This is a genomic window from Saccharothrix stipae, assembly GCF_054781895.1.
In genome coordinates, this window is the sequence record NZ_BAAGTN010000017.1 from 429,432 (window position 1) to 454,711 (window position 25,280).

Annotated in this window: 27 protein-coding genes; 6 read left to right on the forward strand and 21 right to left on the reverse strand. The window is 71.2% G+C overall.

All coding sequences use genetic code 11. The features are described from left to right. The first annotated feature begins 5 nt into the window (after nucleotides 1-5). Nucleotides 6-962, forward strand: coding sequence for a LacI family DNA-binding transcriptional regulator (locus ACYVLT_RS30095; protein ID WP_461123543.1), 957 nt, complete (start codon nucleotides 6-8; stop codon nucleotides 960-962). A gap of 18 nt (nucleotides 963-980) precedes the next feature. On the opposite strand, the gene ACYVLT_RS30100 is transcribed toward ACYVLT_RS30095, so the two are convergent. The 6 genes from ACYVLT_RS30100 to pyrE form a co-directional block, all read right to left on the reverse strand. Beyond that, nucleotides 981-2,060 (reverse strand): glycoside hydrolase family 76 protein, encoded by a 1,080-nt coding sequence (locus ACYVLT_RS30100; RefSeq protein WP_461123544.1) that lies wholly within the window; start codon nucleotides 2,058-2,060, stop codon nucleotides 981-983. A 25-nt stretch (nucleotides 2,061-2,085) separates the two neighbouring features. Beyond that, the gene (locus tag ACYVLT_RS30105; protein WP_461123545.1) at nucleotides 2,086-2,709 is read right to left on the reverse strand and encodes a TrmH family RNA methyltransferase; all 624 of its coding nucleotides are present in this window, start codon (nucleotides 2,707-2,709) and stop codon (nucleotides 2,086-2,088) included. A gap of 112 nt (nucleotides 2,710-2,821) precedes the next feature. Next, nucleotides 2,822-3,523: a hypothetical protein gene (locus tag ACYVLT_RS30110; protein ID WP_461123546.1), complete on the reverse strand. Its 702-nt coding sequence runs from the start codon at nucleotides 3,521-3,523 to the stop codon at nucleotides 2,822-2,824. A gap of 86 nt (nucleotides 3,524-3,609) precedes the next feature. Continuing rightward, nucleotides 3,610-3,996, reverse strand: a complete 387-nt coding sequence (locus ACYVLT_RS30115) for a DUF2784 domain-containing protein (protein WP_461123547.1) — start codon at nucleotides 3,994-3,996, stop codon at nucleotides 3,610-3,612. 97 nt (nucleotides 3,997-4,093) lie between these two features. Next, a complete protein-coding gene (locus ACYVLT_RS30120) occupies nucleotides 4,094-4,783 on the reverse strand; it encodes a hypothetical protein (protein ID WP_461123548.1) in 690 nt (229 codons plus the stop codon). Nucleotide 4,784: 1 nt separating this feature from the next. Further along, nucleotides 4,785-5,339 carry an orotate phosphoribosyltransferase gene (gene pyrE / locus ACYVLT_RS30125; RefSeq protein ID WP_461124150.1) on the reverse strand — a complete coding sequence of 185 codons (555 nt, stop codon included), beginning with the start codon at nucleotides 5,337-5,339 and terminating at the stop codon, nucleotides 4,785-4,787. A gap of 53 nt (nucleotides 5,340-5,392) precedes the next feature. On the opposite strand from pyrE, the gene ACYVLT_RS30130 reads away from it, so the two are divergent. Further along, nucleotides 5,393-5,962 (forward strand): hypothetical protein, encoded by a 570-nt coding sequence (locus tag ACYVLT_RS30130; protein WP_461123549.1) that lies wholly within the window; start codon nucleotides 5,393-5,395, stop codon nucleotides 5,960-5,962. 238 nt (nucleotides 5,963-6,200) lie between these two features. On the opposite strand, the gene ACYVLT_RS30135 is transcribed toward ACYVLT_RS30130, so the two are convergent. The 6 genes from ACYVLT_RS30135 to clpB all read right to left on the reverse strand — a co-directional run bounded on the left by ACYVLT_RS30135 (nucleotide 6,201) and on the right by clpB (nucleotide 12,280). After that, nucleotides 6,201-6,635 carry a hypothetical protein gene (locus tag ACYVLT_RS30135; protein WP_461123550.1) on the reverse strand — a complete coding sequence of 145 codons (435 nt, stop codon included), beginning with the start codon at nucleotides 6,633-6,635 and terminating at the stop codon, nucleotides 6,201-6,203. Then, the gene (locus ACYVLT_RS30140; RefSeq protein WP_461123551.1) at nucleotides 6,632-7,543 is read right to left on the reverse strand and encodes a WXG100 family type VII secretion target; all 912 of its coding nucleotides are present in this window, start codon (nucleotides 7,541-7,543) and stop codon (nucleotides 6,632-6,634) included. The genes ACYVLT_RS30135 and ACYVLT_RS30140 overlap by 4 nt, the downstream gene beginning before the upstream one ends. Continuing rightward, nucleotides 7,540-7,896, reverse strand: a complete 357-nt coding sequence (locus ACYVLT_RS30145; protein WP_360448994.1) for a hypothetical protein — start codon at nucleotides 7,894-7,896, stop codon at nucleotides 7,540-7,542. The genes ACYVLT_RS30140 and ACYVLT_RS30145 overlap by 4 nt, the downstream gene beginning before the upstream one ends. Nucleotides 7,897-7,962: 66 nt before the next feature. Next, a complete protein-coding gene (locus ACYVLT_RS30150) occupies nucleotides 7,963-8,742 on the reverse strand; it encodes an SDR family NAD(P)-dependent oxidoreductase (protein ID WP_461123552.1) in 780 nt (259 codons plus the stop codon). After that, entirely contained in the window at nucleotides 8,739-9,434 is a 696-nt protein-coding gene (locus ACYVLT_RS30155; protein WP_461123553.1) for a type III secretion system chaperone family protein, read from the reverse strand. Before ACYVLT_RS30155 ends, ACYVLT_RS30150 begins: the two co-directional genes overlap by 4 nt. 263 nt (nucleotides 9,435-9,697) lie before the next feature. Next, on the reverse strand, nucleotides 9,698-12,280 hold the full coding sequence (gene clpB / locus ACYVLT_RS30160) for an ATP-dependent chaperone ClpB (protein WP_461123554.1): 2,583 nt from the start codon (nucleotides 12,278-12,280) through the stop codon (nucleotides 9,698-9,700). A 176-nt stretch (nucleotides 12,281-12,456) separates the two neighbouring features. Between clpB and ACYVLT_RS30165 the strand changes: the two genes are divergently transcribed. Beyond that, a complete protein-coding gene (locus ACYVLT_RS30165) occupies nucleotides 12,457-12,837 on the forward strand; it encodes a VOC family protein (protein WP_461123555.1) in 381 nt (126 codons plus the stop codon). 522 nt (nucleotides 12,838-13,359) lie between these two features. Next, the gene (locus tag ACYVLT_RS30170; protein WP_461123556.1) at nucleotides 13,360-14,463 is read left to right on the forward strand and encodes an FAD-binding oxidoreductase; all 1,104 of its coding nucleotides are present in this window, start codon (nucleotides 13,360-13,362) and stop codon (nucleotides 14,461-14,463) included. A 61-nt stretch (nucleotides 14,464-14,524) separates the two neighbouring features. On the opposite strand, the gene ACYVLT_RS30175 is transcribed toward ACYVLT_RS30170, so the two are convergent. From ACYVLT_RS30175 to dnaK, 5 genes are all read right to left on the reverse strand, one after another. Then, nucleotides 14,525-15,202 carry an alpha/beta fold hydrolase gene (locus tag ACYVLT_RS30175; protein WP_461123557.1) on the reverse strand — a complete coding sequence of 226 codons (678 nt, stop codon included), beginning with the start codon at nucleotides 15,200-15,202 and terminating at the stop codon, nucleotides 14,525-14,527. A gap of 223 nt (nucleotides 15,203-15,425) precedes the next feature. Then, nucleotides 15,426-15,854: a heat shock protein transcriptional repressor HspR gene (locus tag ACYVLT_RS30180; protein ID WP_360448977.1), complete on the reverse strand. Its 429-nt coding sequence runs from the start codon at nucleotides 15,852-15,854 to the stop codon at nucleotides 15,426-15,428. After that, on the reverse strand, nucleotides 15,851-17,020 hold the full coding sequence (gene dnaJ / locus ACYVLT_RS30185) for a molecular chaperone DnaJ (RefSeq protein ID WP_461123558.1): 1,170 nt from the start codon (nucleotides 17,018-17,020) through the stop codon (nucleotides 15,851-15,853). The genes ACYVLT_RS30180 and dnaJ overlap by 4 nt, the downstream gene beginning before the upstream one ends. A gap of 18 nt (nucleotides 17,021-17,038) precedes the next feature. After that, the gene (grpE, locus tag ACYVLT_RS30190; RefSeq protein ID WP_461123559.1) at nucleotides 17,039-17,824 is read right to left on the reverse strand and encodes a nucleotide exchange factor GrpE; all 786 of its coding nucleotides are present in this window, start codon (nucleotides 17,822-17,824) and stop codon (nucleotides 17,039-17,041) included. After that, nucleotides 17,821-19,671, reverse strand: a complete 1,851-nt coding sequence (dnaK, locus tag ACYVLT_RS30195) for a molecular chaperone DnaK (RefSeq protein WP_461123560.1) — start codon at nucleotides 19,669-19,671, stop codon at nucleotides 17,821-17,823. The genes grpE and dnaK overlap by 4 nt, the downstream gene beginning before the upstream one ends. Nucleotides 19,672-19,840: 169 nt before the next feature. Between dnaK and ACYVLT_RS30200 the strand changes: the two genes are divergently transcribed. Further along, on the forward strand, nucleotides 19,841-20,404 hold the full coding sequence (locus ACYVLT_RS30200; protein ID WP_461123561.1) for a DUF5655 domain-containing protein: 564 nt from the start codon (nucleotides 19,841-19,843) through the stop codon (nucleotides 20,402-20,404). Here ACYVLT_RS30200 and ACYVLT_RS30205 read toward each other — a convergent pair. The 4 genes from ACYVLT_RS30205 to ACYVLT_RS30220 form a co-directional block, all read right to left on the reverse strand. Further along, complete coding sequence (locus ACYVLT_RS30205; RefSeq protein ID WP_461123562.1) at nucleotides 20,401-21,186, reverse strand: DUF4097 family beta strand repeat-containing protein; 786 nt, start codon at nucleotides 21,184-21,186, stop codon at nucleotides 20,401-20,403. The two genes, ACYVLT_RS30200 and ACYVLT_RS30205, sit on opposite strands and share 4 nt — an antisense overlap. A 173-nt stretch (nucleotides 21,187-21,359) precedes the next feature. After that, entirely contained in the window at nucleotides 21,360-21,941 is a 582-nt protein-coding gene (locus ACYVLT_RS30210) for a hypothetical protein (RefSeq protein WP_461123563.1), read from the reverse strand. A 23-nt stretch (nucleotides 21,942-21,964) separates the two neighbouring features. Next, nucleotides 21,965-22,498, reverse strand: a complete 534-nt coding sequence (locus tag ACYVLT_RS30215; RefSeq protein ID WP_461123564.1) for a TetR/AcrR family transcriptional regulator — start codon at nucleotides 22,496-22,498, stop codon at nucleotides 21,965-21,967. Beyond that, nucleotides 22,485-22,817, reverse strand: a complete 333-nt coding sequence (locus ACYVLT_RS30220; protein WP_461123565.1) for a DMT family transporter — start codon at nucleotides 22,815-22,817, stop codon at nucleotides 22,485-22,487. The genes ACYVLT_RS30215 and ACYVLT_RS30220 overlap by 14 nt, the downstream gene beginning before the upstream one ends. A gap of 141 nt (nucleotides 22,818-22,958) precedes the next feature. On the opposite strand from ACYVLT_RS30220, the gene ACYVLT_RS30225 reads away from it, so the two are divergent. After that, nucleotides 22,959-25,232, forward strand: a complete 2,274-nt coding sequence (locus ACYVLT_RS30225) for a (Fe-S)-binding protein (protein WP_461123566.1) — start codon at nucleotides 22,959-22,961, stop codon at nucleotides 25,230-25,232. The last annotated feature ends 48 nt before the right edge of the window (nucleotides 25,233-25,280 follow it).

The following is a 25,280-nucleotide window of genomic DNA, read 5'->3' on the forward strand; positions in this document are numbered from 1 at the left end:
AGTCCATGGTCACCATGCGGGAGGTCGCCAGTCTCGCCGGCGTCTCCATCACCACGGTCTCACACGTGATCAACGAGACCAGGCCGGTCGCACCGGCCACCAAGGAGCGTGTGCTCAAGGCGATCGAGGAGACCGGCTACACCGGTGACGCCATCGCGCGTTCGCTGGTCACGGGCGGCACGAAGTCCCTCGGGCTCGCCGTGTCGCTGGTCTCGCACCCGTACTTCGCCGAGCTGATCGCGGCGATCGAGGGCGAGGCCACCCGGGCCGGCTACACGCTGGTGCTCATCGACACCCGCGACACCGCCGAGTCCGAGCAGGCGGCGGTGCGGATGCTGCGCTCGCGGCGGGTGGACGGGGTGCTGCTCACGCCGACGTCCGGCTCGGCCGCGTCGCCCGAGCTGCGCCGGCTCGGCGTGCCGACGGTGCTGGTGGACCGGCTCACCGTGGCGCAGGACGTGGACCAGGTCGGCCCGGAGAACGTGCAGGCCACCTCCACCCTGGTCCGGCACCTGGCGGAGCTGGGGCACCGGCGGATCGGGCTGGTGTCCGGCCAGCCGGGCCTGGCGACCACCGACGAACGCGTGCTCGGCTACCGGCTCGGCCTCGGTCGGGCGGGGTTGGCGTGGGACGAGGACCTGGTGCGGCCGTCGTTGGACCCGCTGCTCGGCCAGGTCACCGGCGTCGTGGTGAACGACCACCAGGTGCTGGTGGACGTGCTGCGCACGGCGCGGGCGCGTGGCGTGCGGATCGGGTCGGACCTGGCGCTGGTGACCTACGACGAGGTGGAGTGGGCCGAGCTGGTCGACCCGCCGCTGACCGCGATGGCGCAGCCGGTCGAGGAGATCGGCCGCACGGCGGTGCGGCTGCTGCTGTCCCGCATCGAGGACCCGACCCGGCCGCCGGAGACGATCCGGCTGCCCCCGGTGCTGCGGCACCGCGGGTCCTGCGGCTGCCACTGACGTCGTCCTGCCGGGATTTCAGGTCCGCGGCGGCGGGATCCCGTTGCGCTCCAACAGGGCGGCGGCCTCCAACGCCATCCACCCGCCCAGTTGGACGGACAGGTCGCGCTCCGGCTCGCGGCCGGACGGCTTGACCGCCTGCCGCGTCCACTCCGGACCGAACAGCGGCCCGCTGACCACCGCGGTCCGGTTCGCCCACACCGCGTTCGCCGAGCTGAACACGATGTCCGCCGCGCGCGCCGCCTCCGGCCGGTCCAGCCGCAGCGCGGCCTGCGCCAGGTACCGGGTGAGGATGCCGCCGAACAGGCCGCCGTCACCGCCGCCGTGCCCGCGCAGCACGCCGTCGGTGGCGAGGTGCTTGTCGACGGCGGCCACGACCCGCGCCGCCTTGTCGCGGTAGCGCGCGGAATCCAGCTCCACGCACGCGCCGAGCAGCACGCCCTGGCAGTAGGTGTAGAAGTTCTTCTCGACCTCGCGGACCGAGCCGTCCGGGTGGACGTGCAGCCCGTCCCACGCCAACCCGGTGTCCGGGTCGACCAGGCTGTCCTCGATCCAGTCCACGATGGACCGGGCGCGGCCGAGGTCTGCCCGCTCGCCGAGCCTGGCGAACAGGATCGCGGCCGGGCCGTTGGCCGGGACGTTCTTGAAGTCGTCGTTGCGCCGCCACCAGATCCCGCCGCCGCCGTGGTCGGTCCAGCCGGCGCGCAGCCGGTCGGCGATGGCGGCGATGGCCTTCGGCTTGGCGATCCCGGCTTCCCGCTGGGCGCGCAGCAGGGCCAGCCCGAGCCACGCCACGTCGTCGTAGTAGTCGTTGGTCCAGCCGACCAGGTTGCGCACCCGGATGCCGCGCACGAGCCGCTTGAGCAGCGCCAGGCGGGCGTCCCGGGGTGAGCGGAGCTGGGCGTCGAGGACGCAGTCGAGCAGGTGCGCCTGCCACCAGTAGCCGAACCGGACGTGCAGCCGGCCGGGCCAGTCGAGCGGCCAGGCGGCCGCGCCGAGGGCCGTGCCCGGCACTCCCCAGACCCGGCGCAGGTGCCGGGACTCGACCGCGCGTTCGGCGACACCGGCGCGCGCGGAGAGCAGCTTGGGCGTGGTCACCTCACCAGGGTGCCCACTGAACCGTTCAAGAAGCTTGTCGGAACAACTCCCAGTGGTACAGGCCCATGGCCACGCTGGTGGTCAGGTTGTAGCTGGAGACCATCGGCCGCATGGGCAGCGAGACGACCAGGTCGGCCCGTTCCCGCAGGTCGGGCGACAGCCCGTGCCGTTCCGAGCCGAAGGCGAGCACGGCGTCGTCGGCGATCCGCACGTCCCGCAGGTCCTGCCCGTCGGCGTCGAAGGCGATGACCGTGCCGCGGACGTCGTCGATGCCGTTCAATCGCCCGACCGGCAGCGCGAAGTGCAGACCCGCACTGCCGCGCAGCACGTTCGGGTGCCAGGGGTCGACGTCGCCCAGCGACACGACCCCGCCGGCACCGAGCCCGGCGGCCACCCGGATCACCGCGCCGAAGTTGCCCAGGTTGCGCGGGTTGTCCAGCAGCACCAGCGGCGCGCTCCGCGACACCGCCGCCAGGTCGACCGCGGGCCGTTCGGCCAACCCGCCGACCCCCGTCGGGTGCGACCGCCCGATCACCTGCTCGAACCGCGCCGCGCCCACCACCTCGGCCCGGCGCTCGAAGACCTCCACCAGGTCGGGCGCGTGCGACCTCGCCAACCCGACCGCCTTCTCCCGGTCCAACACCACCACCGGCTCCACCACGGCCCCGAACCGAACCGCGTGCTTGACCGCGTGAAACCCTTCGAGGACCACTCGCTGGACCACGTCACCCCCGGCGTTGGAAAGACCGTGGCGATCCTAGTCACGCCATTGCCGACGGCGTGTCGAGCTTCACGCCGACCTTCCGGTAGCCGGGCAGGTCCCGCACGGTGAGGGAGGCGACCATGCGCCCTTCCCGGTTCACGGATGCGGTCAAGACGTAATCGTCCCGACCGGGCGTGAGGCCGAGGTGCTCGAAATTCACCGCCCACTGCTTCGGCAGCACGATCCGGAATTCGACCACGTGCGTGATCTCGCTGAACGACACGAGAAAGCTGTCCGGCCCGTCACCGCGCACGAAGGGCAAGCACTTCTCCGGCCAGAACACGTCGACGACCAACGTGAATTCCTCACCGCGGAAGATCGGCCGGTCGAAGTGGACGAACGCCTTGATCTGACCTTTGCGGATCCAGCGATGGGTGACGTCCAGGCGCGTGCCGCCGACGCCGTGCCGTTCGGGCGTGCGGACCTCGACGCGCACCCTGTCCCGGTATTTCTCGGGCCAGTCCCAGTTCACCCGGTCGTACAGGCTCACGAAGTCCAGCCGATCGCACTCGGCCACGACGGTGAAACCTATCCGCTGGTTCACGTCGCCGTTCTCACTGACGTGAACCTCCTGCGACCACGCCCGCACGCTCCAGCGCTGCCCGCGTTCCATCTCGATCAAGTCGCAGTAATACGCCAGGAGACTTGAGCAGAGGTCGGCGCTCCACGCTTTCCTTCGACGACGGAACCAGTCCACCACGTCACCCCCTCGCCCGCAGGGTAGGACTCGGGAATGACATTCGGGGGAGGTGTAGCTCGAACAGCCGAACACGCCGTTGGACCGATTCAGCGACAAGCTTCCGTGCGTGTCGGTGAGGTCTGTTCATCGCGGCGTTTGAGGTAGTAGCCGGTCCAGGAGGCGACTACGACGAGTGCGACGAAGACCTGCACTAGGCGTGCCGCGGAGTCCGGGTAGAGGACGCCGTCGATGTAGGTGTCGATGAAGCCGGTCTGGAGTCGCGGGCGGCCGGCGGCGGCGCGGAGTTCGTTCTCCAGCCACGTCAGCGGGCAGGCGAGGGGGAACAGGACGATCAGCAGGCCCCAGGTGGCCATCGCGAGGTGGAAGTACAGCACCCTCGGCCACCGCCAGGCCAGGAAACCCCCGACCACGAGGAAGATCAAGACGCCGAAGTGCACCACCATGACGAGCTCGGCGAACGCGCGCGCGACCATAGCGACCTCCCTGCGACCAGCCTAGGCCGACCGGCGATCACCCGCCCGTGGATTTCGCCGTCGGTCCGATCCCGCGGGCCCGATCCCGCCGGCGCGGTCAGCCCCGGGGCAGGGCCTGCCACGGCACCCGGCCCGCCACGTCCAGCAGCAGGTCGGCCAGGTGCGCCAGCGGCGCCTGGAGCAGCGGGCCGGGCACGGCGGCGGCGAGGTTGTGCTCGTCGAACGCGATCGCGACGCCGTTCGCCCGCGGGTCCTGCAGGAGAGCCTGCGTGAGGCCCGAGCCAAACAGCGCCGTTGCGAACGCGGGGTTGCGGCGGCGCACCTCGTAGCGGCTGTCGAACACCGGGTCGCCGGTCTCCACGAACTGCTCGAACAGGCCCCACACGCTGTCGTTGCGCGGGCTGATCAGCACCCACGGCCCCGGCATCGGGCGCGGCACGACCACCACCGCGTAGGTGCGGTACTCCGAGGTCACCACGTTGTCCGCGCGGAAGACGACCTCGACCGCCAGCACCGGCACACCGCGCCAGTGGCCGACGAGCTGGAACTTGACCCGGCTCCGGTCGGCCTCCAGCATCCGGCCGATCTGCGGCACCCGTTCCTGGAAGCCCTGGTCCTCGGCGACGAACCGCCAACCCAGCGCGGCCTCCAGGGCGCGCATCTGCTGCTCCCACTGGCTCACGAACTGCTGGTTCGTGAACGGGTTGCGCTTGCGGCGCGACAACCCCACGGCCACCCCGACACCGAGGATCGCCACGATCACCAGCAGCAGGATCAGCGAGACCATGTCACGCCAGACCCAGGTCGGCGAGGTCGAGCAGGTACCGGTACGGCAGCCCGGCCGCCTCGATCACCTCGCGCGCGCCCGTGCCGCGGTCCACGACGGTCACGACGCCGATCACCGTGGCGCCGCCCTCGCGGAGGGCGTTGACGGCCTCCAGCACGCTGCCACCCGTGGTGGACGTGTCCTCGACCGCCAGCACCCGCCGGCCCGCGACCTCGATGCCCTCGATCCGGCGTTGCAGGCCGTGCTGCTTGGTGGCCTTGCGCACCACGAACGCGTCGAGCACCTGACCGGCGCCCGCCGCGGCGTGCAGCATCGCGCACGCCACCGGGTCGGCGCCCAACGTCAGCCCGCCCGCGGCGACGTAGTCCCAGTCGGCGGTGAGCTGCCGGAGCAGCCTGCCGATCAGCGGCGCGGCGGCGTGGTGCAACGTCGCGCGGCGCAGGTCGACGTAGTAGTCGGCCTCGGCGCCGGACGCCAGCGTCACCTTGCCGTGCACCACGGCCAACTCGCTCACCAACCGCGCCAGCTCGGCCTTGGCCGCGGCGTCGATGACCACATCTGTTCCCACGGGTCCCAAGAGTGTCACATCGCGCCGTACGCTGGCACACCGTGACCCTTCCCGGTACCGACACCTTGGTCATCGAGCAGCCCTGGGGCGCGCTGCGCCACCTGCTGGGCACCCGGTATCGCAACGACGTCTACGACGGGCACGGCGCGCCGGTCGCCGCGGTGTCCGAGCGCGGGTTCGTCGGGCCGTTGCGGAAGTTGTTGCGCGCCACGGCGTTCTCCGGGCGCACCACGTTCGACCTGGTCCTGGCCGACCGGGGGCAGCAGCTGCTGCTGATCCGCAAGGGAGCGGGCAAGCCGCCGACGCGGGTGACGTGGCCGAACGGCGCCGTGGTCGGCTCGGTGCGGCACGAGGGGCGTGGCGCGTACGGGCTGCTCGACGCGGGTGGGCAGCGGCTGTGCCTGCTGCACGAGGTGGCGTCGTTCAGCCCGGGCACGATCGCGAAGCGGGACGGGCGACGGGTGCGGCGGGACGTGCTGACCATCCGACCGGGCACACCGGACCCGGTGCGCTCGCTGGTGATCGCCGCGGCCGTCGCGTACGACGTGGTGCGCGGGGTCGGGACGAACCACACCAGCGGCGGCGCGTTCGACTTCCCCACGTTGACCTGACCGCGGCGCTACCGCGCGACCTCGCCGCAACACCGCGCCGCCGACGGCGTCCCAAGCCAAGGATTCAGGGCTGCGCAGGCGTCCCCGCCAAGGGGACCCCTGCTTTTATTCTGCCCCAACGGTCCGACGGATCGGGGTGGTCAGGTCCGGGCCTGTGGACAACGTCCGGGCCTGTGGACAACTCGGTGACAACCCGGCGGGGACCGCCGTGGCCGGACCTGACCGCGTGCCGAATCGCCTACCAGGCGTCCTCGGTGAACTTGTTCGGCTCGTCGTCGTCATCGGGACCACGACCGCCGGGCTTCGGCGACCCCGCGGAGATGACGTCCTCCGGGTCGTTGCCCTCCTGGATCGCCGTGTACGCGCGCTGCAGGTCCGGCACACCGGTCTGCAACGCCCGCTGCACGCCCTCGTCGTCGACCGCGCGCCCGGACGCGATGTCCTCCCAGGACATCTCGCCCGAATCCACCCGCCGCGCCAGCTCCTTCAGCTCCCGGGGCGCGCCTGGGCTGTTGGCGAACCGCGAGATCTCGGCGAAGTCGGCCTGCGTCAACCCGCGCGACCGCAGCTGCACCTGGCTCGCCGCACGCGTGGTCTGCTCGACGTCGGCCATGCGCTTGTCCACGTCGGCGACCAGCGCGTCGAGCCGCGCCTTGTCGTACGGGAACGTCACTGCCCGCCACCCCCACCCGAACCCGAGGCGGCCGGGGCCGGTGCGGGCGGCGGTGTCGGCGCTGTCGGCGGCGGCTGGGTGTAGCGGCCGTTCGCGGCGACCCCCGCCTTGCCGAGGCCGTAGGCGCCCAAGCCGACACCGAGCGCACCGGACTTCGCCGCGGACAGGCCGTTGTCGAACTTCTCCTTGCCGTCCTGGTACCCGTCGACCACGTCGAGCAGGTCGCTGACGTCGCGCACGTCCTTGAGCTTGGACAGCGCGGTGCCCATGGCGACGATGCCGTCGATCATGCCCTGGACGCCCTCGATCAGCGTCTGGATGGAAATGATGATCTTGCGGATGGCGTCCACGATCTGGATCGCGTCGTAGACCATCCACACCGCACGACCCCAGCCGACGACCGGGATCCACGCCGTCATCGCGGCTTCCATCAGCTTGCCGACCAGCATGTCCAGCAGCGTCAACGCCAGGCCGCACGCGGTGCGGCAGGTGCTGGCCGTCGACCGGAACTTGTTGCCGATGATCCGCGCGATCTGCGAGTCCGCCTCGATGGCGATCACCCACATGGTGCCCATGCGCGTCTCGAACGCCTTGGCCGCGTCACCGTCCCAGTGCGACGACAGCTGCTCGGCGCCCGCGTCCACGTTGTGCCGCACGGAGTCCAGCGCCTTGGCGACCCGGTCCCACGCGTTGGCGTTCTCGTCGATCTTCTCGAAGTCGCCGAGCAGCGGCTTGATCAGCGCGTCCAGCAGGTTCTCGCCGGTGACCTTCTCGTAGATCCAGTTGACGCCCTGGATCTTCCAGCCGGCCTTCTCGATGAGCTCCTTGGTCGTCTGCCGACCGGGTCGGTCCTCCGCGGCGGCGCTCAGCGCGACCGACGGGTCCTCGACGTCCGCGTACGCGGTCATCGGCCGCCACCCCCGAGCGACGGGGCCTCGGCCACGGCGTGCAGCTGGGCGAGCACCCGGTCGAGGATGCCCATCACCATCTCCTCGTTCTTCTCGTACATGTCGGCGGCCTTGTTCAGGCTCTCCGCCTCCTTGACCATCATCTGGTTCGCGAAGTCGAGGGTCTCCCCGTACAGGGACGCCACGCCGGTGACGATGGGCTGCAACAGCGAGAGCAGACCGGTGAACCCCGAGGTGTCGCCACCCTTGGTGATCGCGTGGTCCTTGATCGTCATGAAGTGCTGCGCGTTGCGCGTCAGCAACTCGCCGTACCCGCGGAGCTCCGGGGGCTCCACTCTGAACTGCTCGCCCATGGACGGTTCCTCCCTGTTCCAACTAGTGGAGTGGGACGGACCGGAGCGGGTTCGGGTTCCCTGCTCTTACGTGCGACCTCGTCCACCCGCCGCGCGGGAGGCTATCCGCCGGACCAGCGCGCGCGGAACCAGGCGGGCGAACAACGTGATGGCCTTGTACTGCGCGCCCGGCACCGAGAGCGCCTTGCCCGCGCGCAGGTCGGCGAGGCAGTCGTGCACCACCCGGTCGGCGTCGAGGTAGAGCACGTCGGGCGTCTTGGACATGTCGATCCTCGCCCGCTGGTGGAACTCGGTGCGCACGAAGCCGGGGCACAACGCCAGCACGCGCACGCCCGTGCCCGCCGTGGCCATCGCCATGCCCTCGGAGAACGCGGTCACCCACGCCTTGTCCGCGCTGTAGGTGGTGCCGCGCCCGGGCAGGAAACCGGCCACGCTGGACACGTTGACCACCGCGCCGCGCCCGCGCGCCACCATGCCGGGCAGCGCCGCGCGGGTCAGCCTCAGCACGCTGGTCACGTTCACGTCCAACTGGGACTGCAGGTCGGCCGGTTCGGCGGTGAAGAACTCGGCCGAGATGGCGAAGCCCGCGTTGTTGACCAGCAGGTCGACCTCGCGTGCGGCCAGGAAGTCGGCGACCCGGTCGCGGCCCTCGTCGGTGGCCAGGTCGGCGGGCAGCACCTCGGCGGTGATGCCGTGCGCGGCGCGCAGCTTGGCCGCCGTCTCCTCCAGCCGCCGCTCGTCGCGGGCGACGAGCACCAGGTCGTGGCCCTCGGCGGCGAGCCGGCGGGCGAACGCGGCGCCGATGCCGGACGACGCGCCGGTCACCAGCGCGGTCGGCGGCGTCACTGCTTGCGCCCGAACTGCGGGCGGTGGACCTCGCCACCGGTGTCGGACTCGGGGTCGGCCTCGAACGGGTCGATCACGTCGGCCAGTTCGCCGAGGTCGCGCAGCAGCCGTTCCAGGCGGGCCGGGGTGGAGTTCGGCGGTGCGGCGGCCAGCACCCAGTCGTCCTCCAGCCAGACCACGGTGACGTCCGCGCCGATCTCCTCGGCGGCGTCGACCAGGTCGGGGGTGATGAGCTTGCGCGCGGCGGGCAGTTCGCTGACGAACGCGTAGCGCGAGCCGACCGGGCCGAGCAGGTCGGGCATCTGGTCGCGTTGGAACGGCACGCTGGGCAGCCACAGCTCGATGACCACGGACAACGCCCGCCGGCAGCGCACGCCGACCAGCACGGAGTTGACCTTGCCGCTGGTCTCGTGGTCGAGCACGTAGACCTGGCGGCGGCCGTCGGCGGTGAAGGTCGAGCCCGCCACCACGTCCTTGGCCACGCCGGTGCCGTAGTAGGCGATCGCGCCGCTCTCCCAGCGGGTGGGCAGCACGTGGTCGGTCTCCTCGAACTGCCAGCCGCGCAGCGCCGCCCAGCGGCGGCGTTCGCGGTTACGCGCGGTTCGTTGTGCCCGGTCGGTCGCGAGCAGGGCGAACCCCGCGACGCCCGCTACCGCGGCGACGGTGAACCAGACCCACGCCGGTATGCCCACGGTGCGAGAGTAGCGGGCGGCGGGGAACAAACGAAGATCACTTGGGGCGTGGTTCGCGCGAACGGATCAAGCTGTTACCCGGATCGCGGGTGGGGGCGCGGGTCGGTCACGGCGGCCGTCGCGCCCCGTCACGGCGCCCCGACTTGGACTTATCCACAGGCCCCGGCCTTGTCCACAGGCACGGCCCGGCCACCCGCCCGGTGTCGGTGCTCGCCGGCAGAGTGAAGATCAGGGGTCCCCCGGTCGGGGGGACCCCTGCGGGCTCAGGACCGGCCGACGATCAGGCCCGAGTTGTCGTCCAGGACCTCCACCTTGACCGTGTCCCCGTCGCGCACCTCGCCCGCCAGCAGCTCCTTGGCCAGCTGGTCGCCGATGGACGACTGCACCAGCCGGCGCAGCGGACGGGCGCCGTAGACCGGGTCGAAGCCGTTGAGCGCGAGCCACTCGCGGGCGGCCGGGGTGACGTCCAGGACCAGCCGCCGCTGCGCGAGGCGCCGGGCGAGCCGGTCCACCTGGATGTCCACGATGGAGGTGAGCTCCTCGGTGGCCAGCGAGTGGAACACCACCACGTCGTCCAGCCGGTTGAGGAACTCCGGCTTGAAGTGCGTCCGCACGATCGACATGACGGCGTCGTCGCGCTGCCGCTCGTCCAGGGTGGCGTCCGCGATGACGTGCGAGCCGAGGTTCGAGGTCAGCACCAGGATGGTGTTGCGGAAGTCGACCGTGCGGCCCTGGCCGTCGGTGAGCCTGCCGTCGTCCAGCACCTGCAACAGCACGTCGAACACGTCCGGGTGAGCTTTTTCGACCTCGTCCAGCAGCACCACCGAGTACGGCCGGCGGCGGACCGACTCGGTCAGCTGCCCGCCCTGGTCGTAGCCGACGTAGCCGGGGGGCGCGCCGACGAGCCTGGCCACCGAGTGCTTCTCGGAGTACTCGCTCATGTCGATCCGGATCATCGCCCGCTCGTCGTCGAACAGGAACTCCGCCAGCGCCTTGGCCAGCTCCGTCTTGCCGACGCCGGTCGGCCCGAGGAACAGGAACGAGCCGGTCGGCCGGTCCGGGTCCGCCACGCCCGCGCGGGTGCGCCGAACGGCGTCCGAGACCACCCGGACCGCCTCCGCCTGGCCCACCACGCGCTTGGCCAGCTCGTCCTCCATGCGCAGCAGCTTCGCCGTCTCGCCTTCGAGCAGCCGACCGGCCGGGATGCCCGTCCACGCGGACACCACGTCGGCCACGTCGTCCGGGCCGACCTCCTCCTTCAGCATCACGGCGGCGTCCTGCGTGGTGCGGGTCGCCGCCTCCAGCTCCTTCTCCAACGCCGGGATGCGCCCGTACCGCAGCTCCGCGGCCCGGCCCAGGTCACCGTCCCGCTCGGCCCGCTCCGACTCGCCGCGCAGCTGCTCCAGCTGCTCCTTGAGGTCGCGGACCTTCTCGATCGAACCCTTCTCGTTCTGCCAGCGCGCGGTCAGCCCGGCCAGGGTCTCGCGCTGCTCGGCCAACTCGGCGCGCAGCGCGGCCAGGCGTTCCACCGAGGCCGGGTCCGACTCCTTGGCCAGCGCCATCTCCTCGATCTCCAGCCGGCGCACCGCGCGCTCGACCTCGTCGATCTCGACCGGCCGGGAGTCGATCTCCATGCGCAGCCGGGACGCGGACTCGTCCACCAGGTCGATGGCCTTGTCCGGGAGGAAGCGGGCGGTGATGTACCGGTCGGACAGGGTGGCGGCGGCGACCAGGGCGGCGTCGGTGATGCGCACGCCGTGGTGCACCTCGTAGCGGTCCTTGAGGCCGCGCAGGATGCCGATCGTGTCCTCGACCGACGGCTCGCCGACGAAGACCTGCTGGAAGCGGCGCTCCAGGGCGGCGTCCTTCTCGATGTGCTCGCGGTACTCGTCCAGCGTGGTCGCGCCGACCATGCGCAGCTCGCCGCGGGCCAGCATCGGCTTGATCATGTTGCCCGCGTCCATGGCGGACTCGCCGGTCGCGCCCGCGCCGACGATCGTGTGCAGCTCGTCGATGAACGTGATGACCTGGCCGGCGGAGTCGGTGATCTCCTTCAGCACGGCCTTGAGCCGCTCCTCGAACTCGCCGCGGTACTTCGCGCCCGCGACCATCGCGCCGAGGTCGAGCGCGACGACCTTCTTGCCCCGCAGGCTCTCGGGCACGTCACCGGCCACGATGCGCTGGGCCAGGCCCTCCACGATGGCGGTCTTGCCCACGCCGGGCTCGCCGATCAGGACCGGGTTGTTCTTCGTGCGGCGCGACAGCACCTGCACCACGCGGCGGATCTCGGTGTTGCGGCCGATGACCGGGTCCAGCTCGCCCTTGCGGGCGCGTTCGGTCAGGTCGACGCCGTACTTCTCCAACGCCTGGTAGGTGCCCTCGGGGTCGGGGCTGGTGACCCGCGCCGAGCCGCGCACCTTGCCGAACGCCTCCCTGAGCGCCTCGGGGTTCGCGCCGTGCCGGCGGAGCAGGTCGGCGACCTGGCCGCCGTGGTGGGCGAGGCCGACCAGCAGGTGCTCGGTGGAGACGTACTCGTCACCCATCTCGGTGGCCAGCTCCTGCGCCTTGCTCAGCACGCGGACCGCGTCGCGGGAGAACTGGGGCGCCGACACGGACGACCCGCTGGCCGCGGGCAGCGCCCTGGCCAGCTGGTCCAGCTCCTTGTGCACCTGCTTCGGGTCCGCGCCCACGGCGGCGAGCAGGGGCGCGGTCAGGCCGTCGCCCTGGGCCAGGAGGGCGCCGAGGAGGTGGACCGGGCCGACGTCGGGGTTGCCCGCGATGGTCGCCGCCTGCACGGCGGCCGACACGGCCTGTTGCGTCTTCGTGGTCGGGTTGAAAGCGTCCATTCCTCACCTCGGTCGGGTGTTCCAGCGCAAGGGCCGGCTCGTCGCAACCAGCCGTCATCCGACTCAACGTCAGAAAAGTTGAGCCTGTTCCGCTCAACCTAGTCGAACCGGTGTGGCGTGGGCCACCCGGGCGAAACTCGGGTGCGCCCGATCGGCCCCGCCGCGACGATCAGCGGATGACCTCACTCGTGCACCACATCACCATCGACTGCCAGGACGCCTACGAGCTGGCCGGCTTCTGGAGCCGGGTGACCGGACGGCCGATCTCCGACGACGACGCACCCGGCGACCCCGAAGCACTGGTCGCGCTGCCCGAAGGGCCGGGCCTGCTGTTCATCCAGGTGCCCGAGGGCAAGTCGGTGAAGAACCGGGTCCACCTCGACCTGCAACCCGACACCACGCGGGACGCCGAAGTCGAACGGCTGCTCGGGATCGGCGCCGCGCTCGTGTCGGACATGCGCCGCCCCGACGGCAAGGGCTGGGTCGTGCTGGCCGATCCCGAGGGCAACGAGTTCTGCGTTGAACGCAGCGCAGCCGAGCGGTCCGCCCAGCCCTGACGCACGTCACCCACATGTCGCAGCCGGTTGTCCACACCGGCACCCGAGTTGTCCACAATCCGCAGGTCGGAATCCACAGGCGACTGCGGCCCACCGCACCGGTGCGGTCTGCCGGCCGCCACTGGGGTGAAACGTGGTCCGGAGGTCCGCCGCCGGGCGTGGCGGCGGACCCGGACGGGTCGGTTGACGTGCGGCGTGGCCCACATCCCGTGAGGGGATGCGCGTCTGGCGGTGGGCCACAAGCACCGAGTTCGGTATACGTGGAAGGGAATGTCCACTCGTTTGCGGGAGCGCTGAGCAACCGTCCGTAATCGCACTGCACTCGAAGGTGGCATCAAGGAGTCGATCGGCCAGTTGGCGGGTTAGTGTCCCCTCGTCGGGGATGGAAGCTTGACGAGGACGTAGCGCCCTTGCTGGCGCCGCCAGAAACGTGGAGACTGCGCCCGGACCATGACTGCGAACGCCGTGTTGAGCCCCATCCCGAGCCCGCCACACCGAGAACCTCCTCCTGGTGTCACCGCTATGGTGCGGATGATCCGGGAGAGCTTCGCGGTGGTGGAGTCGCGCGCCGAAGAGGTAGCCAAGTTCTTCTACGGCATGCTCTTCAGCCTCGCGCCGGCGACCCGCGAGATGTTCCCCGCGAACATGGAGGTCCAGCGCAGCCGACTGCTGCGCGCCCTCGTCCACGTCGTCCAGATGGTGGACAGACCGGACGACCTGATCCCGTTCCTGCGCCAACTCGGGCGCGACCACCGCAAGTTCGGCGTGGTCAACGTGCACTACGAGTCCGTCGGCATGGCGTTGCTGGCGGCGGTGAAGAAGTTCGCCGGGCCCGCGTGGACGCCCCAGGTCGAGATGGCGTGGGCCGAGGCGTACACGATCATGGCGCGGGCCATGCAGGAGGCTGCGGCGGCCGACGACGGCCCCGCCTACTGGCACGCCACCGTGCTGGACCACCAGCGGGTGAGCTGGGACCTCGCGGTCGTGCGGCTGCAACCCGACCACCCCGTCGGGTACCGCGCCGGGCAGTACGTCAGCGTCGAGACGCCGCAGCGCGCGCGGCTGTGGCGGTACTACTCGCCCGCGAACGCGCCGCGTGACGACGGGATCATCGAGTTCCACATCCGGTCGGTCGAGGGCGGGTGGGTCAGCCGGTCGATCGTCGGCCACACCCAGCCCGGTGACGTGTGGCGCATCGGCCCGCCGATGGGTCGGCTCAGCGTCGACCGCAAGTCCGGGCGGGACGTGCTGATGGTCGCCGGCGGGACCGGTGTCGCCCCCATGCACGCGATCATCGACGAGATGGCGCAGTGGGGCGAGAACCCGCGCGTGCACCTGTTCATGGGTGGGCGGACCCGCGAGGACCTGTACGACCTGGACAACCTCCAGCGGTTCGCCATGACGAACCCGTGGCTGACCGTGGTGCCGGTGCTGGAGTCCGACCCCGGTGCGCGCGGGATCGAGCAGGGCACCTTGGCGGACGTGGTCACCCGCTACGGGGCGTGGGAGGACCGGGACGTGCTGGTGTGCGGCTCGCCGTCCATGATCCGGGCGACCGTGTCGCGGATGCTGGTCGCCGGCACCCCGCTCGACCGGATCAGGTACGACCCGTTCACGCTGGACTGAGTCACTTTCCGAAAATTCTTCACGTTCTGCGGGCCTCAGCGCTCGCGGCGGTCCGCGTGCGTCACGGCGGCCCTGGCCGGGCCGCGCCCAGCACGGCCGCCAGCGTCTCCGGCCGGCTGGTCTGCGGGCAGTGCCCGCCGTCGACCTCGATCGCCTCGACCCCGAGCCGTTCGCGCGCGGCGCGGCGCATCCACGACGGCCGCAGCGTGCGGTCGTCGCGCGGCAGGACGTAGGTCGACGGCAGGTCCGGCAGCTCGTGCACCTCGCGGTACGTCGCGGCGGGGTAGAACAGGCGCAGCGTCCGCAGACCCGCGCGCACACCCGCCAGGTCGCAGTCGTGGAACAGGAAGTACGAGGCCACCACGGGGTCCGCGGTGGGGGGCTCGGTGAGCGATCGCCACTCGGGGTTGAACATCTCGCCCGTGTCGACCGCGAGCTCGTCGGCCAGCGGGACCGGGCCGGGGATCATCGCGGCGATCCAGGCCAGGTGGGACGCGCCGACGGCGCGCGCGATGGCGGGCATCAGCAGGCCGGCGCCGGAGTGGCCCACCAGGACCGGGGCCAGCGCGTCGCCCGCTTGGGCGCGGGCGATCGCGGCGTAGTCGACGGCGCGCAGCTCGGGGCGGTCGGTGGGCAGGTCGACGGCCACGGTGCGGTGGCCGCGTCGGCGGAGCAGGTCCTCGACCGGGCGCCAGGCGGCCGGCGACTGGGTGGTGCCGTGCACGAAGACGTAGTCCACGGGGTCCAGTCTGGCGCGGGTCGGCCGGTCGAGTGTGCGTCGTTCGGGTCAAGGGGTCGGGGTCGGCGTCGGGGGGCGTGGTGGGCGGTCGTGATCCGGGGGTCGGGGGCGGGTGGTGGTCGCGGGGTTCCTCGTTCCTAACCGAGGTACGGGAACAGTGTTTCCGTACATTTTCCGGCCATGATCACCCTATTGAGCTACACAGCGGCCCGGCGGCACGTCCTCAGCGCTTCGGGTTCGGTTTCCAGACGACCAGGGCCGTCTCGTGGCGCACCGGCACCAGGTCGCGGCGGTACGACGCGTGCACCGACGCGGCGGCGTGCTCGGCCGCGGCCATGGCGGAGGCGACCTGCTCGCTCAGCTCCTGCACCTTGGCGCGCAGCGCGCCGACCTCGTTCTCCAGCTCGATGATGCGCTTGATGCCCGCGAGGTTCACGCCCTCCTCCTGCGAGAGGCGTTGCACCTCCCGCAGCAGCACGATGTCGCGCATCGAGTACCGGCGCCCGCCGCCGGAGGTGCGGCCGGGCGACACGAGACCCAGCCGGTCGTAGGCCCGGAGCGTCTGCGCGTGCAGACCGGACAGCTGGGCCGCCACGGAGATGACGAAGAACGGCGTGTCCTCGTCGGTGCCGGGCGGGAACGGGAAGCTCACACCGACCTCTTCTCCACAAGGGCGTTGAGCTCCGCGCGCGGGTCGTGCTTCGCCGTCGCCGACGCGTAGTTCTCCAACGCCTCCCGAGCAGCGGCGTCCATGTTGTTCGGCACGGCCACGTTCAGCGTGATGAGCAGGTCGCCGACCTGGCCGTCCCGCTTGGCGATGCCCTTGCCCTTGGCCCGCAGCACCCGGCCGCTGGCCGTGCCCGCGGGCACCTTCAACGTCACCTTGCCCTCGAGGGTCGGCACGGTCAACGTCGTGCCGAGCGCCAGCTCGGGGAAGGTCACCGGCACGGTCACGGTCAGGTCGTTGCCCGACCGGCCGAAGAGCGCGTGCGGGTTGACGTGCACGCGCACGAACAGGTCGCCGGCGGGCCCGTTGTTGCGCCCCGGCTCACCCTGCCCGGCCAGCCTGATCCGCTGGCCGTCGTCCACCCCGGGCGGGATGCGGATGGTCAGCGTCCGGGTCTTCGTGCTCACGCCGTCGCCGCCGCACTCGGGGCACGGGTCGTCCACGATCCGCCCGGTGCCGCGGCAGTCCGCGCACGGCTCGGAGAACGCGAACGCGCCCTGGCTGCGCGTCACCAGGCCGGCGCCGCCGCAGTTCGTGCACGTCCGCGGTGACGTCCCGGGGCGCGCGCCGGAACCCGCGCACGTGCCGCAGGACGCCGGGCTGGACAGCCGCATGGGCACGGTCGCGCCCTTCACGGCCTCGGTGAAGTCGATCCGGACGTCGGTCTCGACGTCCTCGCCGCGCCGCGGCCTGGTCGCCGACGTCGACGCGCCGGCCCGGCGGTTGAACAGCCCGCCGAGCAGGTCGCCGAGCCCGCCCATGCCGCCGGGCTGCGCGCCGCCCTGGCGGCCGAACAGGTCGCCCACGTCGAACCCGCCGCCGGCGCCGAAACCGCCGGGGAACCCGCCGCCACCGGAGAAGAGGCGGCGGGCCTCGTCGTACTGCTTGCGCTTGGCGGTGTCCGACAGCACGCCGTACGCCTCGGACACCGCCTTGAACCGCGCCTCGGCCTTGGCGTCACCGGGGTTGGCGTCGGGGTGCAGTTCCCGCGCCAACTTCCGGTACGCCTTCTTGATCTCGTCGGCCGAGGCGTCGGAGGTGACGCCCAGCTCGCGGTAGAAGTCCTTCTCGATCCAGTCGCGAGCGCTCAACGGACGCCGCCCCCTTCCTCAGTCCTGCTGCTGCTCTTCCACCGGCTTCTCGACGGCCTCGTCGGCCGTCCCTGCTGGGACCGACTGCTCGACGACGGGCGGCTCGGCGGCCGGCTCGTGGTCGGTCACCGCGACCAGCGCGGGCCGCAGCACGCGCTCGCCGTACCGGTAGCCGCGACGCAGCACGGCGGTGACGGTCGGCCCGCTGACGTCCGGCGACGTGCTGTGCTGCACGGCCTCGTGGACGGACGGGTCGAACTCCTCGCCCTCGTGCCCGAACGCCTCCAGGCCGGTGCCGTGCAGGGCGCCGACCAGCTTGTCGGCCACCGCCTTGAACGCACCGGTGAGGTCGCCGTGCGCGCCGGCCCGCTCGATGTCGTCGAGCACGCCGAGCAGCTCGCCGGCCACCTGCGCCTTGGCCGTGGTGATCACCAGTTCCCGGTCGCGGTCGACCCGCTTGCGGTAGTTGGCGTACTCCGCGGTCAACCGCTGGAGGTCGGCGGTCCGCTCGTCCAGCTGCGCCTTCAGCTCGACCGACGGGTCGACGGCCACGGCCGGCGGCTCGTCCGGCGGCTCGGGCAGGGCGTGCTTGCCGCCGCCCTCCGAACCGGCCTCGGGCACACCGGCCGGGTCGACCGAACCGGCGTCCGGCTCGACCGGGGCGTCGGCCCGCGACGCCTCGGCCGGCCCGTTCTCGTCGACAGGGGTCTCGTCCGCCGGGGTCTGCCGCACCTGACCCGTGTCCGGGTCGATGCGCCTGCGGTCCCGCACCACCACGTGGGGCTGCTCCTCGGGCCTGGTCACTTCTTCTCGTCCTCGTCGACGATCTCCGCGTCCACGACGTCGTCGGCCTTCGGCGCGTCACCGGGGGTCGTGCCACCGGTGGCGCCCGCGGCGTCGGCCGTGGGTGCGTTGGCGTACAGGGACTGGCCGATGGCCTGGGACTCCGTGGCCAGCTTCTCCACCGCGGTGCGGATCTTGGCGATGTCCTCGCCCTTGAGCGCCTCGGTGGTCTCGGCGACGGCCGCGGTGACCTTCTCCTTGACCTCGGCCGGGATCTTGTCCTCGTTCTCCTTGAGGACCTTCTCCGTCTGGTAGACGAGCGTCTCGGCCTGGTTGCGGACCTCGGCCTCGTCGCGGCGGCGCTTGTCCTCCTCCGCGTGCGCCTCGGCGTCCTTGATCATCCGCTCGATGTCGTCCTTCGGCAGCGCGGAGCCACCGGTGATCGTCATCCGCTGCTCCTTGCCCGTGCCCATGTCCTTGGCGGACACGTGCACGATGCCGTTCGCGTCGATGTCGAAGGTGACCTCGATCTGCGGGACGCCGCGCGGCGCGGGCGGCAGGCCGGTCAGCTCGAACATGCCGAGCTTCTTGTTGTCCCGGGCGAACTCGCGCTCACCCTGGAAGACCTGGATCTGCACGGACGGCTGGTTGTCGTCGGCGGTGGTGAAGATCTCCGAGCGCTTGGTCGGGATCGTGGTGTTGCGCTCGATGAGCTTGGTCATCACGCCGCCCTTGGTCTCGATGCCCAGGGACAGCGGGGTGACGTCGAGCAGCAGGACGTCCTTGACCTCGCCCTTCAGCACACCGGCCTGCAGCGCCGCGCCGACCGCGACGACCTCGTCCGGGTTCACGCCCTTGTTCGGCTCACGGCCGCCGGTCAGCTCCTTGACCAGCTCGGCCACCGCGGGCATGCGGGTGGAACCGCCGACCAGCACCACGTGGTCGATGTCGCCGACGCTGGTGCCGGCGTCCTTGATCACGTTGTTGAACGGCGCGCGGGTGCGCTCCAGCAGGTCGTTGGTGATGCGCTGGAACTCGGCGCGCGACAGCGTCTCGTCCATGAACAGCGGGTTCTTGTCCGCGTCCACGGTGATGTAGGGCAGGTTGATGGAGGCGTTGTTCGAGCTGGACAGCTCGATCTTCGCCTTCTCCGCCGCCTCGCGGATGCGCTGCAACGCCATCTTGTCCTTGGTCAGGTCGATGCCGTTGGTCTGCTTGAACCGCTCGACCAGCCAGTCGACGATGCGCTGGTCCCAGTCGTCGCCACCGAGGTGGTTGTCACCGGAGGTGGCCTTGACCTCGACCACGCCCTCGGCGAGCTCCAGCAGCGAGACGTCGAACGTGCCGCCACCGAGGTCGAAGACCAGGATGGTCTGCTCCTTGTCGCCCTTGTCCAGGCCGTAGGCCAGGGCGGCGGAGGTGGGCTCGTTGACGATGCGCAGCACGTTGAGGCCCGCGATCTGGCCGGCCTCCTTGGTGGCCTGGCGCTGGGCGTCCTCGAAGTAGGCGGGGACGGTGATCACCGCGTCGGTGATCTCCTCGCCCAGGTAGGCCTCGGCGTCGCGCTTGAGCTTCATCAGCACGCGCGCGCTGATCTCCTGCGGCGTGTAGGCCTTGCCGTCGACGTCCGGCGTCTTCCAGTCCGTGCCGATGTGGCGCTTGACGGACCGGATGGTCCGGTCGACGTTGGTCACCGCCTGGTTCTTGGCGGGCTGACCGGTGAGCACCTCGCCGTTCTTGGCGAAGGCCACGATGGACGGGGTGGTGCGCGACCCCTCGGAGTTGGCGATCACCGTCGGCTCGCCACCTTCGAGAACCGCGACGACGGAGTTGGTCGTCCCCAGGTCGATGCCGACCGCTCGCGCCATTGGATTCCTCCTGGTAGTGCGTGTGTGAGAGCCCCGCGTTGAGCGGGACCGGCTCAAGTTTAGCCGGCGTCGGCGGACTTGAGTCCACCAGGCTCAATCTTTCTGCCTCGTCCAACGGACGGGGCCGTTCGGGTGTTCCCGGCCGGGGGTGATCCGGGACACTCGTGGGATGGAGTCACCCGCCGACATGATGTCCGCCATCACCGCGTCCATGCGCGCCCGCACCGGCCGCACGCTGGAGGAATGGGTCGCGCTGGTCGAGGCGAGCTCGCTCGACCCGGTGGACCGGAAGGCCGTCCGGGCGTGGCTGCGCGACGTGCACGGGGTGAGGCAGAACTCGCAGTGGACGATCGCGGACGCGGCGGCGCGGCGGGCCGGGTGGACCGAGCCGACGTTCGCGGAGTACGTCGAGTCGCAGTACTCGGGGCGCAAGGAGGCGTTGCGCCCGCTGTTCGACCGCGTCGCCACCCTGGTCTTCGGGCTGGGCGAGGACGTGCGGGCCGAGGGGCGGGCGACCTACGTGCCGTTCGTGCGGGGCCGGCAGTTCGCGGCCGTCCAGGCGTTGGCGTCGCGGGTCGACCTGGGCCTGCGGTTCACCGAGGTGCCCGACAGCGACCGGTTGACGCCGGGCGGCCCCGGTCAGTCGACGCACAAGGTGTCGCTGACCGGGGCCGACGAGCTCGACGGTGAGGTGGAGGCGTTGCTGGTGGCGGCGTACGAGCAGAACGCCTAGACGGCGCGCACGGTCACGTCGCCGCTGCCCGCGTGCAGGACCAGCTCGGCGGCGGCGTTCGGGTCGTTCTTGACGTTGATGTCCTTGTCGCCGCTGCCCGCCTCGACGTTGACCTTGTACATGCCCTGCGGGACGTCGACGGTCAGGCTGCCGCTGCCCACGTCCGCGCGCACCGACGTCACGGTGGTCAGCTGCACGGACACGTCACCGGAGGTGCTGTCGATGGTGACCGTGCCACCCATGTTCGACAGCTTGGTGCTGCCCGAGCCGACCTTGCCGGTGAAGTCGCCGCCGACGTCGGCCACGGTCAGGTCGCCCGAGCTGTTGTCGACGCGCACCACGCCGGCCACGTCGCGGACGGTCGTGTCGCCCGAGCCGACCTCGACCTCGACGCTGGCGACGCCTTCGAGGCGGACGTCGCCGGAGGAGTTCTCGCCGGTGATCCGGACGTCCTTGGACGGGACGGTGACCTCGTAGTTCACCGAGCAGCGGTTGCCGCAGCCGTCGAGGACGAGGGTGGAGCCCTCCATGCGGTGGGACACGCCGCTGGGCTTGTCGGCGTCTTTCGGGTACTCGACGCGCCGGCGGATCTCGGTCTCCGCGGCGCCTTCGCGGCTGCGGACCACGACGTTGCCGGAGCCGTTCTGGAGTCGGATCTCGGCCACCTGGTCGGAGACCGAGTGCTGGTCGTCGAAGCCGTTCTGCACGAGCCGCACGCACGACGAGAGCGCCAGTGCCGCGGCCACCGCCACGCCGGCCACCAACGCGATCCGCTTAACCACCACTGCCCCCTCGGACGTCAAGGTTGTCGACGTTCAAGTTAGGGGTACTGGACCGACCGGCCCACCAGGAAGGCCCCCGACCCGATACGGGGGCTGTCCCTACCCCCGCCGTCAGCGATCGGTCAGCGGGGCGAGGCGATCGGTCAGCGGGGCGGTCGGCGGGGGCGAGCCGGTCAGGCCAGGGACTCGACCACGGCGCGCAGGGCCGGGGCGGAGCGGGCCGGGTCGACCAGGAAGCGCTGCGAGGCGATGACGTGCGTGTCGGTCATCCGCTCCCACACCATGCCCTGCACCGGCACCTCGGTGATCACCAGCCGGAACGGCCGCACGTACCGCCCGATCCGCCCCTCGACGCCGCGCACCACCTCGCCGATCGGCAACGCGCCGCGGGAGGTGACGTAGCGCTGGTCGTACTCCGCCGCCGCCTGGCGCAGCGCCAGCACGGCCGCCCGGAGCGCGGGCCTGACCTGCAACGACGACCCGGCCGGGTCGGCGGGTGTGCCACCGGGCGCGCCGACGGGCGGTTCGGCGCGGGCGTGATCGAGCACGTCGGCCCACCAGCCGAGCCACTCCTCGGCCGCACCGGCGCGGTCGACCCCCGGCGGCACCACGACCGGCACCGAGGGGTCGAGCCCGGGCAGCTCGGGCACGGTCTCGACCGAGAGCGCGAGCGTGTCGCGGACGAACAGCGCGGTGTTGACCGTCTGATTCGTCCCGTGCGACACCTGCCACGACTCACGACCGGCGAACCTCATGCCACCAGTGTCCCGCGCGAAGGTCATCCGCCGGGCATCAGAAGGGACACGACCGGCTCCAAATCCTCCGCCATTGGGGGGAAATCCGCGATCAGGGCCTGGATCAGCAGCCCGTCGAGGCCCGCCAGGACGGCCCGCAGCGCCACCGGGTCCCACGGGCCGGCGACCTCGGCCATGAGCGAGATCCACCGCCGCGCCGCCGGCCGCAGTTCCGGCCGGCGTGCCGCCAACAGGTACAGCTCGTACTCGGCGAGCGTGCGCCCCCGGTGCTCGCCGGCGGCGTCGGCGATGAACCGGGCCACCGCCGCGGGCGTCAGGGGCACCTCGCGGAAGCTCGCGGCCATCTGGTCGGCCGACCACGTGAGCGTCGCGATCAGCAGCTCGTCCAACGTCGCGTAGTAGTAGGTGGTCGACGTCGTCGGCACGTCCGCCTCGCGCGCCACGGACCGGTGGCTCACCCCCGCCACGCCGTCGCGCTCCACGACCCGAAGCGTCGCCTCCAGGATCGCCCGCCGACGCCGGTCGCCGCGGGCCCGCCTGCCGTCAGGCGCCGGCACCGCTGCCGACCTCGATGGCCACCACGCCCGCGACCACGAGCACGAGCCCGACCACCATCGTGGCGTTCAGCGGCTCGCCGAACAGCACCACCCCGATGCCCGCGACCGCCGCGATCCCGAAGGCGCACCAGATCGCGTACGCCACGCCGATCGGCATGCCCAGTTGCAGCACCTTGCTCAACGCGCCGAACGCGACCACGTACCCCACGATGACCACGGCCGACGGGATCGGCTTGCTGAACCCCTCGGACAACTTGAGGAACACGGTGGCGGTGACCTCGCCGATGATCGCCACGGCCAACACCAGGTACACGAGCACGGGCGACCCCCCGACAAGTTGAACGTCTGTTCCACTAGTCTACCGGCTCTATGTGATCGACCACGTCCAAGTGGTTACCGGCCAGTAATCGGGCGTAGGCTGCCCAGCCAGGAGAACGGACGTAGAAAGGCCGCCACCACAATGGGAGCCCTCCAGCTCACCCTCGGCGCCATCGGCGTCGCCGTCAGCGTGTTCGCCTGGGGTCTGTTCGTCGCCGGTGTCCTGCGGATGATCAAGATCATCCGTCTCGGCCAGCCGGACGCGACCCGCAACGGGCCGTTCGGACCACGCCTGCGGACGTTGGTCGTCGAGTTCGTCGCGCACACCCGGATGGCCAAGTTCCGCAAGGTCGCGCCCTGGCACTGGATGGTGATGTGGGGCTTCCTCATCGGCTCCGCGGTGCTGTTCGAGGCCTACGGCGAGGTCTTCTACCCCGGTTTCCACTGGCCGGTGATCGGCACCTGGTCGCTGTGGTCGCTGCTGGTCGAGCTGCTCGGCATCGGCACCGTGGCCGGCGGCGTGGCGTTGGCGGTCATCCGCCAGCTCAACCACCCGCGCCGCGCCGACCGGGTGTCGAGGTTCGCGGGCTCCGACTTCAAGGCCGCGTACTTCGTGGAAGCGGTCGTGGTCATCGAGGGTCTCGGCATCCTCGGCGTGAAGGCGTTCAAGCAGGCCTCCGGCCTGGAGGACCCGCCGCTGTGGACGTCGTTCGTCACCGCGCCGCTGTCGAACATCCTGCCCGCGAGCCCGGACTGGGTCTCGATCATGGCGATCACCAAGCTGCTGTCCGGCATGGTCTGGCTGATCGTGGTGTCGAAGAACCTCACCATGGGCGTCGCCTGGCACCGGTTCAGCGCGTTCTTCAACATCTACTTCAAGCGCGAGGACGACGGCGGCGTCGCGCTCGGCGCGTTGAAGCCGATGATGAGCGGCGGCAAGGTGCTCGACCTGGAGGAGGCCGACCCCGACACGGACGTGTTCGGCGTCGGCAAGGTCGAGGACTTCTCCTGGAAGGGCTGGCTGGACTTCAGCACCTGCACCGAGTGCGGCCGCTGCCAGTCCCAGTGCCCCGCCTGGAACACCGGCAAGCCGCTGTCGCCCAAGCTCGTCATCACGCAGCTGCGCGACCACGCGTTCGCCAAGGCGCCGTACCTGCTGGCCGGCGGTTCGCGGGACATGGCCGGTGACGAGGTCGGGCTGACCGAGGACAAGTACGAGGACTACAAGAAGCGGCTGGAGTCCGTCGACGTGCTGGCGATGGCCGAGTCCGAGCGGCCGCTGGTCGGCGGCGCGGACGAGCTCGGCGTGATCGACCCCGAGGTGCTGTGGTCGTGCACCACGTGCGGCGCGTGCGTCGAGCAGTGCCCGGTGGACATCGAGCACGTCGACCACATCGTCGACATGCGCCGCTACCAGGTGCTGATCGAGTCGAACTTCCCGTCCGAGCTGGGCGGCATGTTCAAGAACCTGGAGAACAAGGGCAACCCCTGGGGCCAGAACGCCAAGGACCGCTTGAGCTGGACCGAGGGCCTCGACTTCGAGGTGCCGGTGTTCGACGGCGAGCTGGGTGACGCCGAGTACCTGTTCTGGGTCGGCTGCGCGGGCGCGTTCGAGGACCGGGCCAAGAAGACCACGCGGGCGGTGGCCGAGCTCCTGCACACCGCGGACGTCAAGTACACCGTGCTCGGGCCGGAGGAGACCTGCACCGGCGACCCGGCGCGGCGCGCGGGCAACGAGTTCCTGTTCCAGATGCTGGCGCAGCAGAACGTCGAGGTGCTCAACACCGTGTTCGACGGCCGGCCCGCCGGTCAGCGCAAGATCGTGGTCACGTGCGCGCACTGCTTCAACACGTTGGCCAACGAGTACCCGCAGGTGGGCGGCCAGTTCGAGGTCGTGCACCACACGCAGCTGCTCAACAAGCTGGTGCGCGAGCGCAGGCTGGTGCCGGTGGCCGAGGTCGCGGAGGACGTCACCTACCACGACCCGTGCTACCTGGGTCGGCACAACAAGGTCTACGAGGCGCCGCGTGAGCTGGTCGGCGCGTCGGGCGCGACGCTGCGCGAGATGCCGCGCCACGAGGAGCGCTCCATGTGCTGCGGCGCCGGTGGCGCTCGCATGTGGATGGAGGAGCGGATCGGCAAGCGCATCAACCTCGACCGGGTGGACGAGGCGCTGGGCACGGCGCCGTCGAAGATCGCGACGGGTTGCCCGTTCTGCCGGGTGATGCTGACCGACGGCGTGACGGCGCGGCAGAACGAGGGCGCGGCGGGTTCGCACGTCGAGGTCGTGGACGTGGCGCAGCTGCTGCTGACGTCCGTGCGCCGGGGCTTGGCGTCGGAGCGCGGCGACATCCCGACGGACGAGAAGCCGACCGGCACCCCCCTGCCGGACGAGGACAAGGCCGCCTCGAACTAGTCGGGTGTGGACGAACGCCCCTCGGTCCGGTGTGGACCGGGGGGCGTC

Coding starts and splice junctions, on each gene's coding strand:
- ACYVLT_RS30170 (WP_461123556.1), top strand. CDS start 13,360: ATGGTGCGGATGATCCGGGAGAGCTTCGCGGTGGTGGAGTCGCGCGCC.
- ACYVLT_RS30210 (WP_461123563.1), bottom strand. CDS start 21,941: ATGAGGTTCGCCGGTCGTGAGTCGTGGCAGGTGTCGCACGGGACGAAT.
- ACYVLT_RS30120 (WP_461123548.1), bottom strand. CDS start 4,783: ATGGTCTCGCTGATCCTGCTGCTGGTGATCGTGGCGATCCTCGGTGTC.
- dnaK (WP_461123560.1), bottom strand. CDS start 19,671: ATGGCGCGAGCGGTCGGCATCGACCTGGGGACGACCAACTCCGTCGTC.
- ACYVLT_RS30225 (WP_461123566.1), top strand. CDS start 22,959: ATGGGAGCCCTCCAGCTCACCCTCGGCGCCATCGGCGTCGCCGTCAGC.
- ACYVLT_RS30165 (WP_461123555.1), top strand. CDS start 12,457: ATGACCTCACTCGTGCACCACATCACCATCGACTGCCAGGACGCCTAC.
- ACYVLT_RS30095 (WP_461123543.1), top strand. CDS start 6: ATGGTCACCATGCGGGAGGTCGCCAGTCTCGCCGGCGTCTCCATCACC.
- ACYVLT_RS30140 (WP_461123551.1), bottom strand. CDS start 7,543: ATGACCGCGTACGCGGACGTCGAGGACCCGTCGGTCGCGCTGAGCGCC.
- ACYVLT_RS30115 (WP_461123547.1), bottom strand. CDS start 3,996: ATGGTCGCGCGCGCGTTCGCCGAGCTCGTCATGGTGGTGCACTTCGGC.
- ACYVLT_RS30200 (WP_461123561.1), top strand. CDS start 19,841: ATGGAGTCACCCGCCGACATGATGTCCGCCATCACCGCGTCCATGCGC.
- clpB (WP_461123554.1), bottom strand. CDS start 12,280: ATGGACGCTTTCAACCCGACCACGAAGACGCAACAGGCCGTGTCGGCC.
- ACYVLT_RS30145 (WP_360448994.1), bottom strand. CDS start 7,896: ATGGGCGAGCAGTTCAGAGTGGAGCCCCCGGAGCTCCGCGGGTACGGC.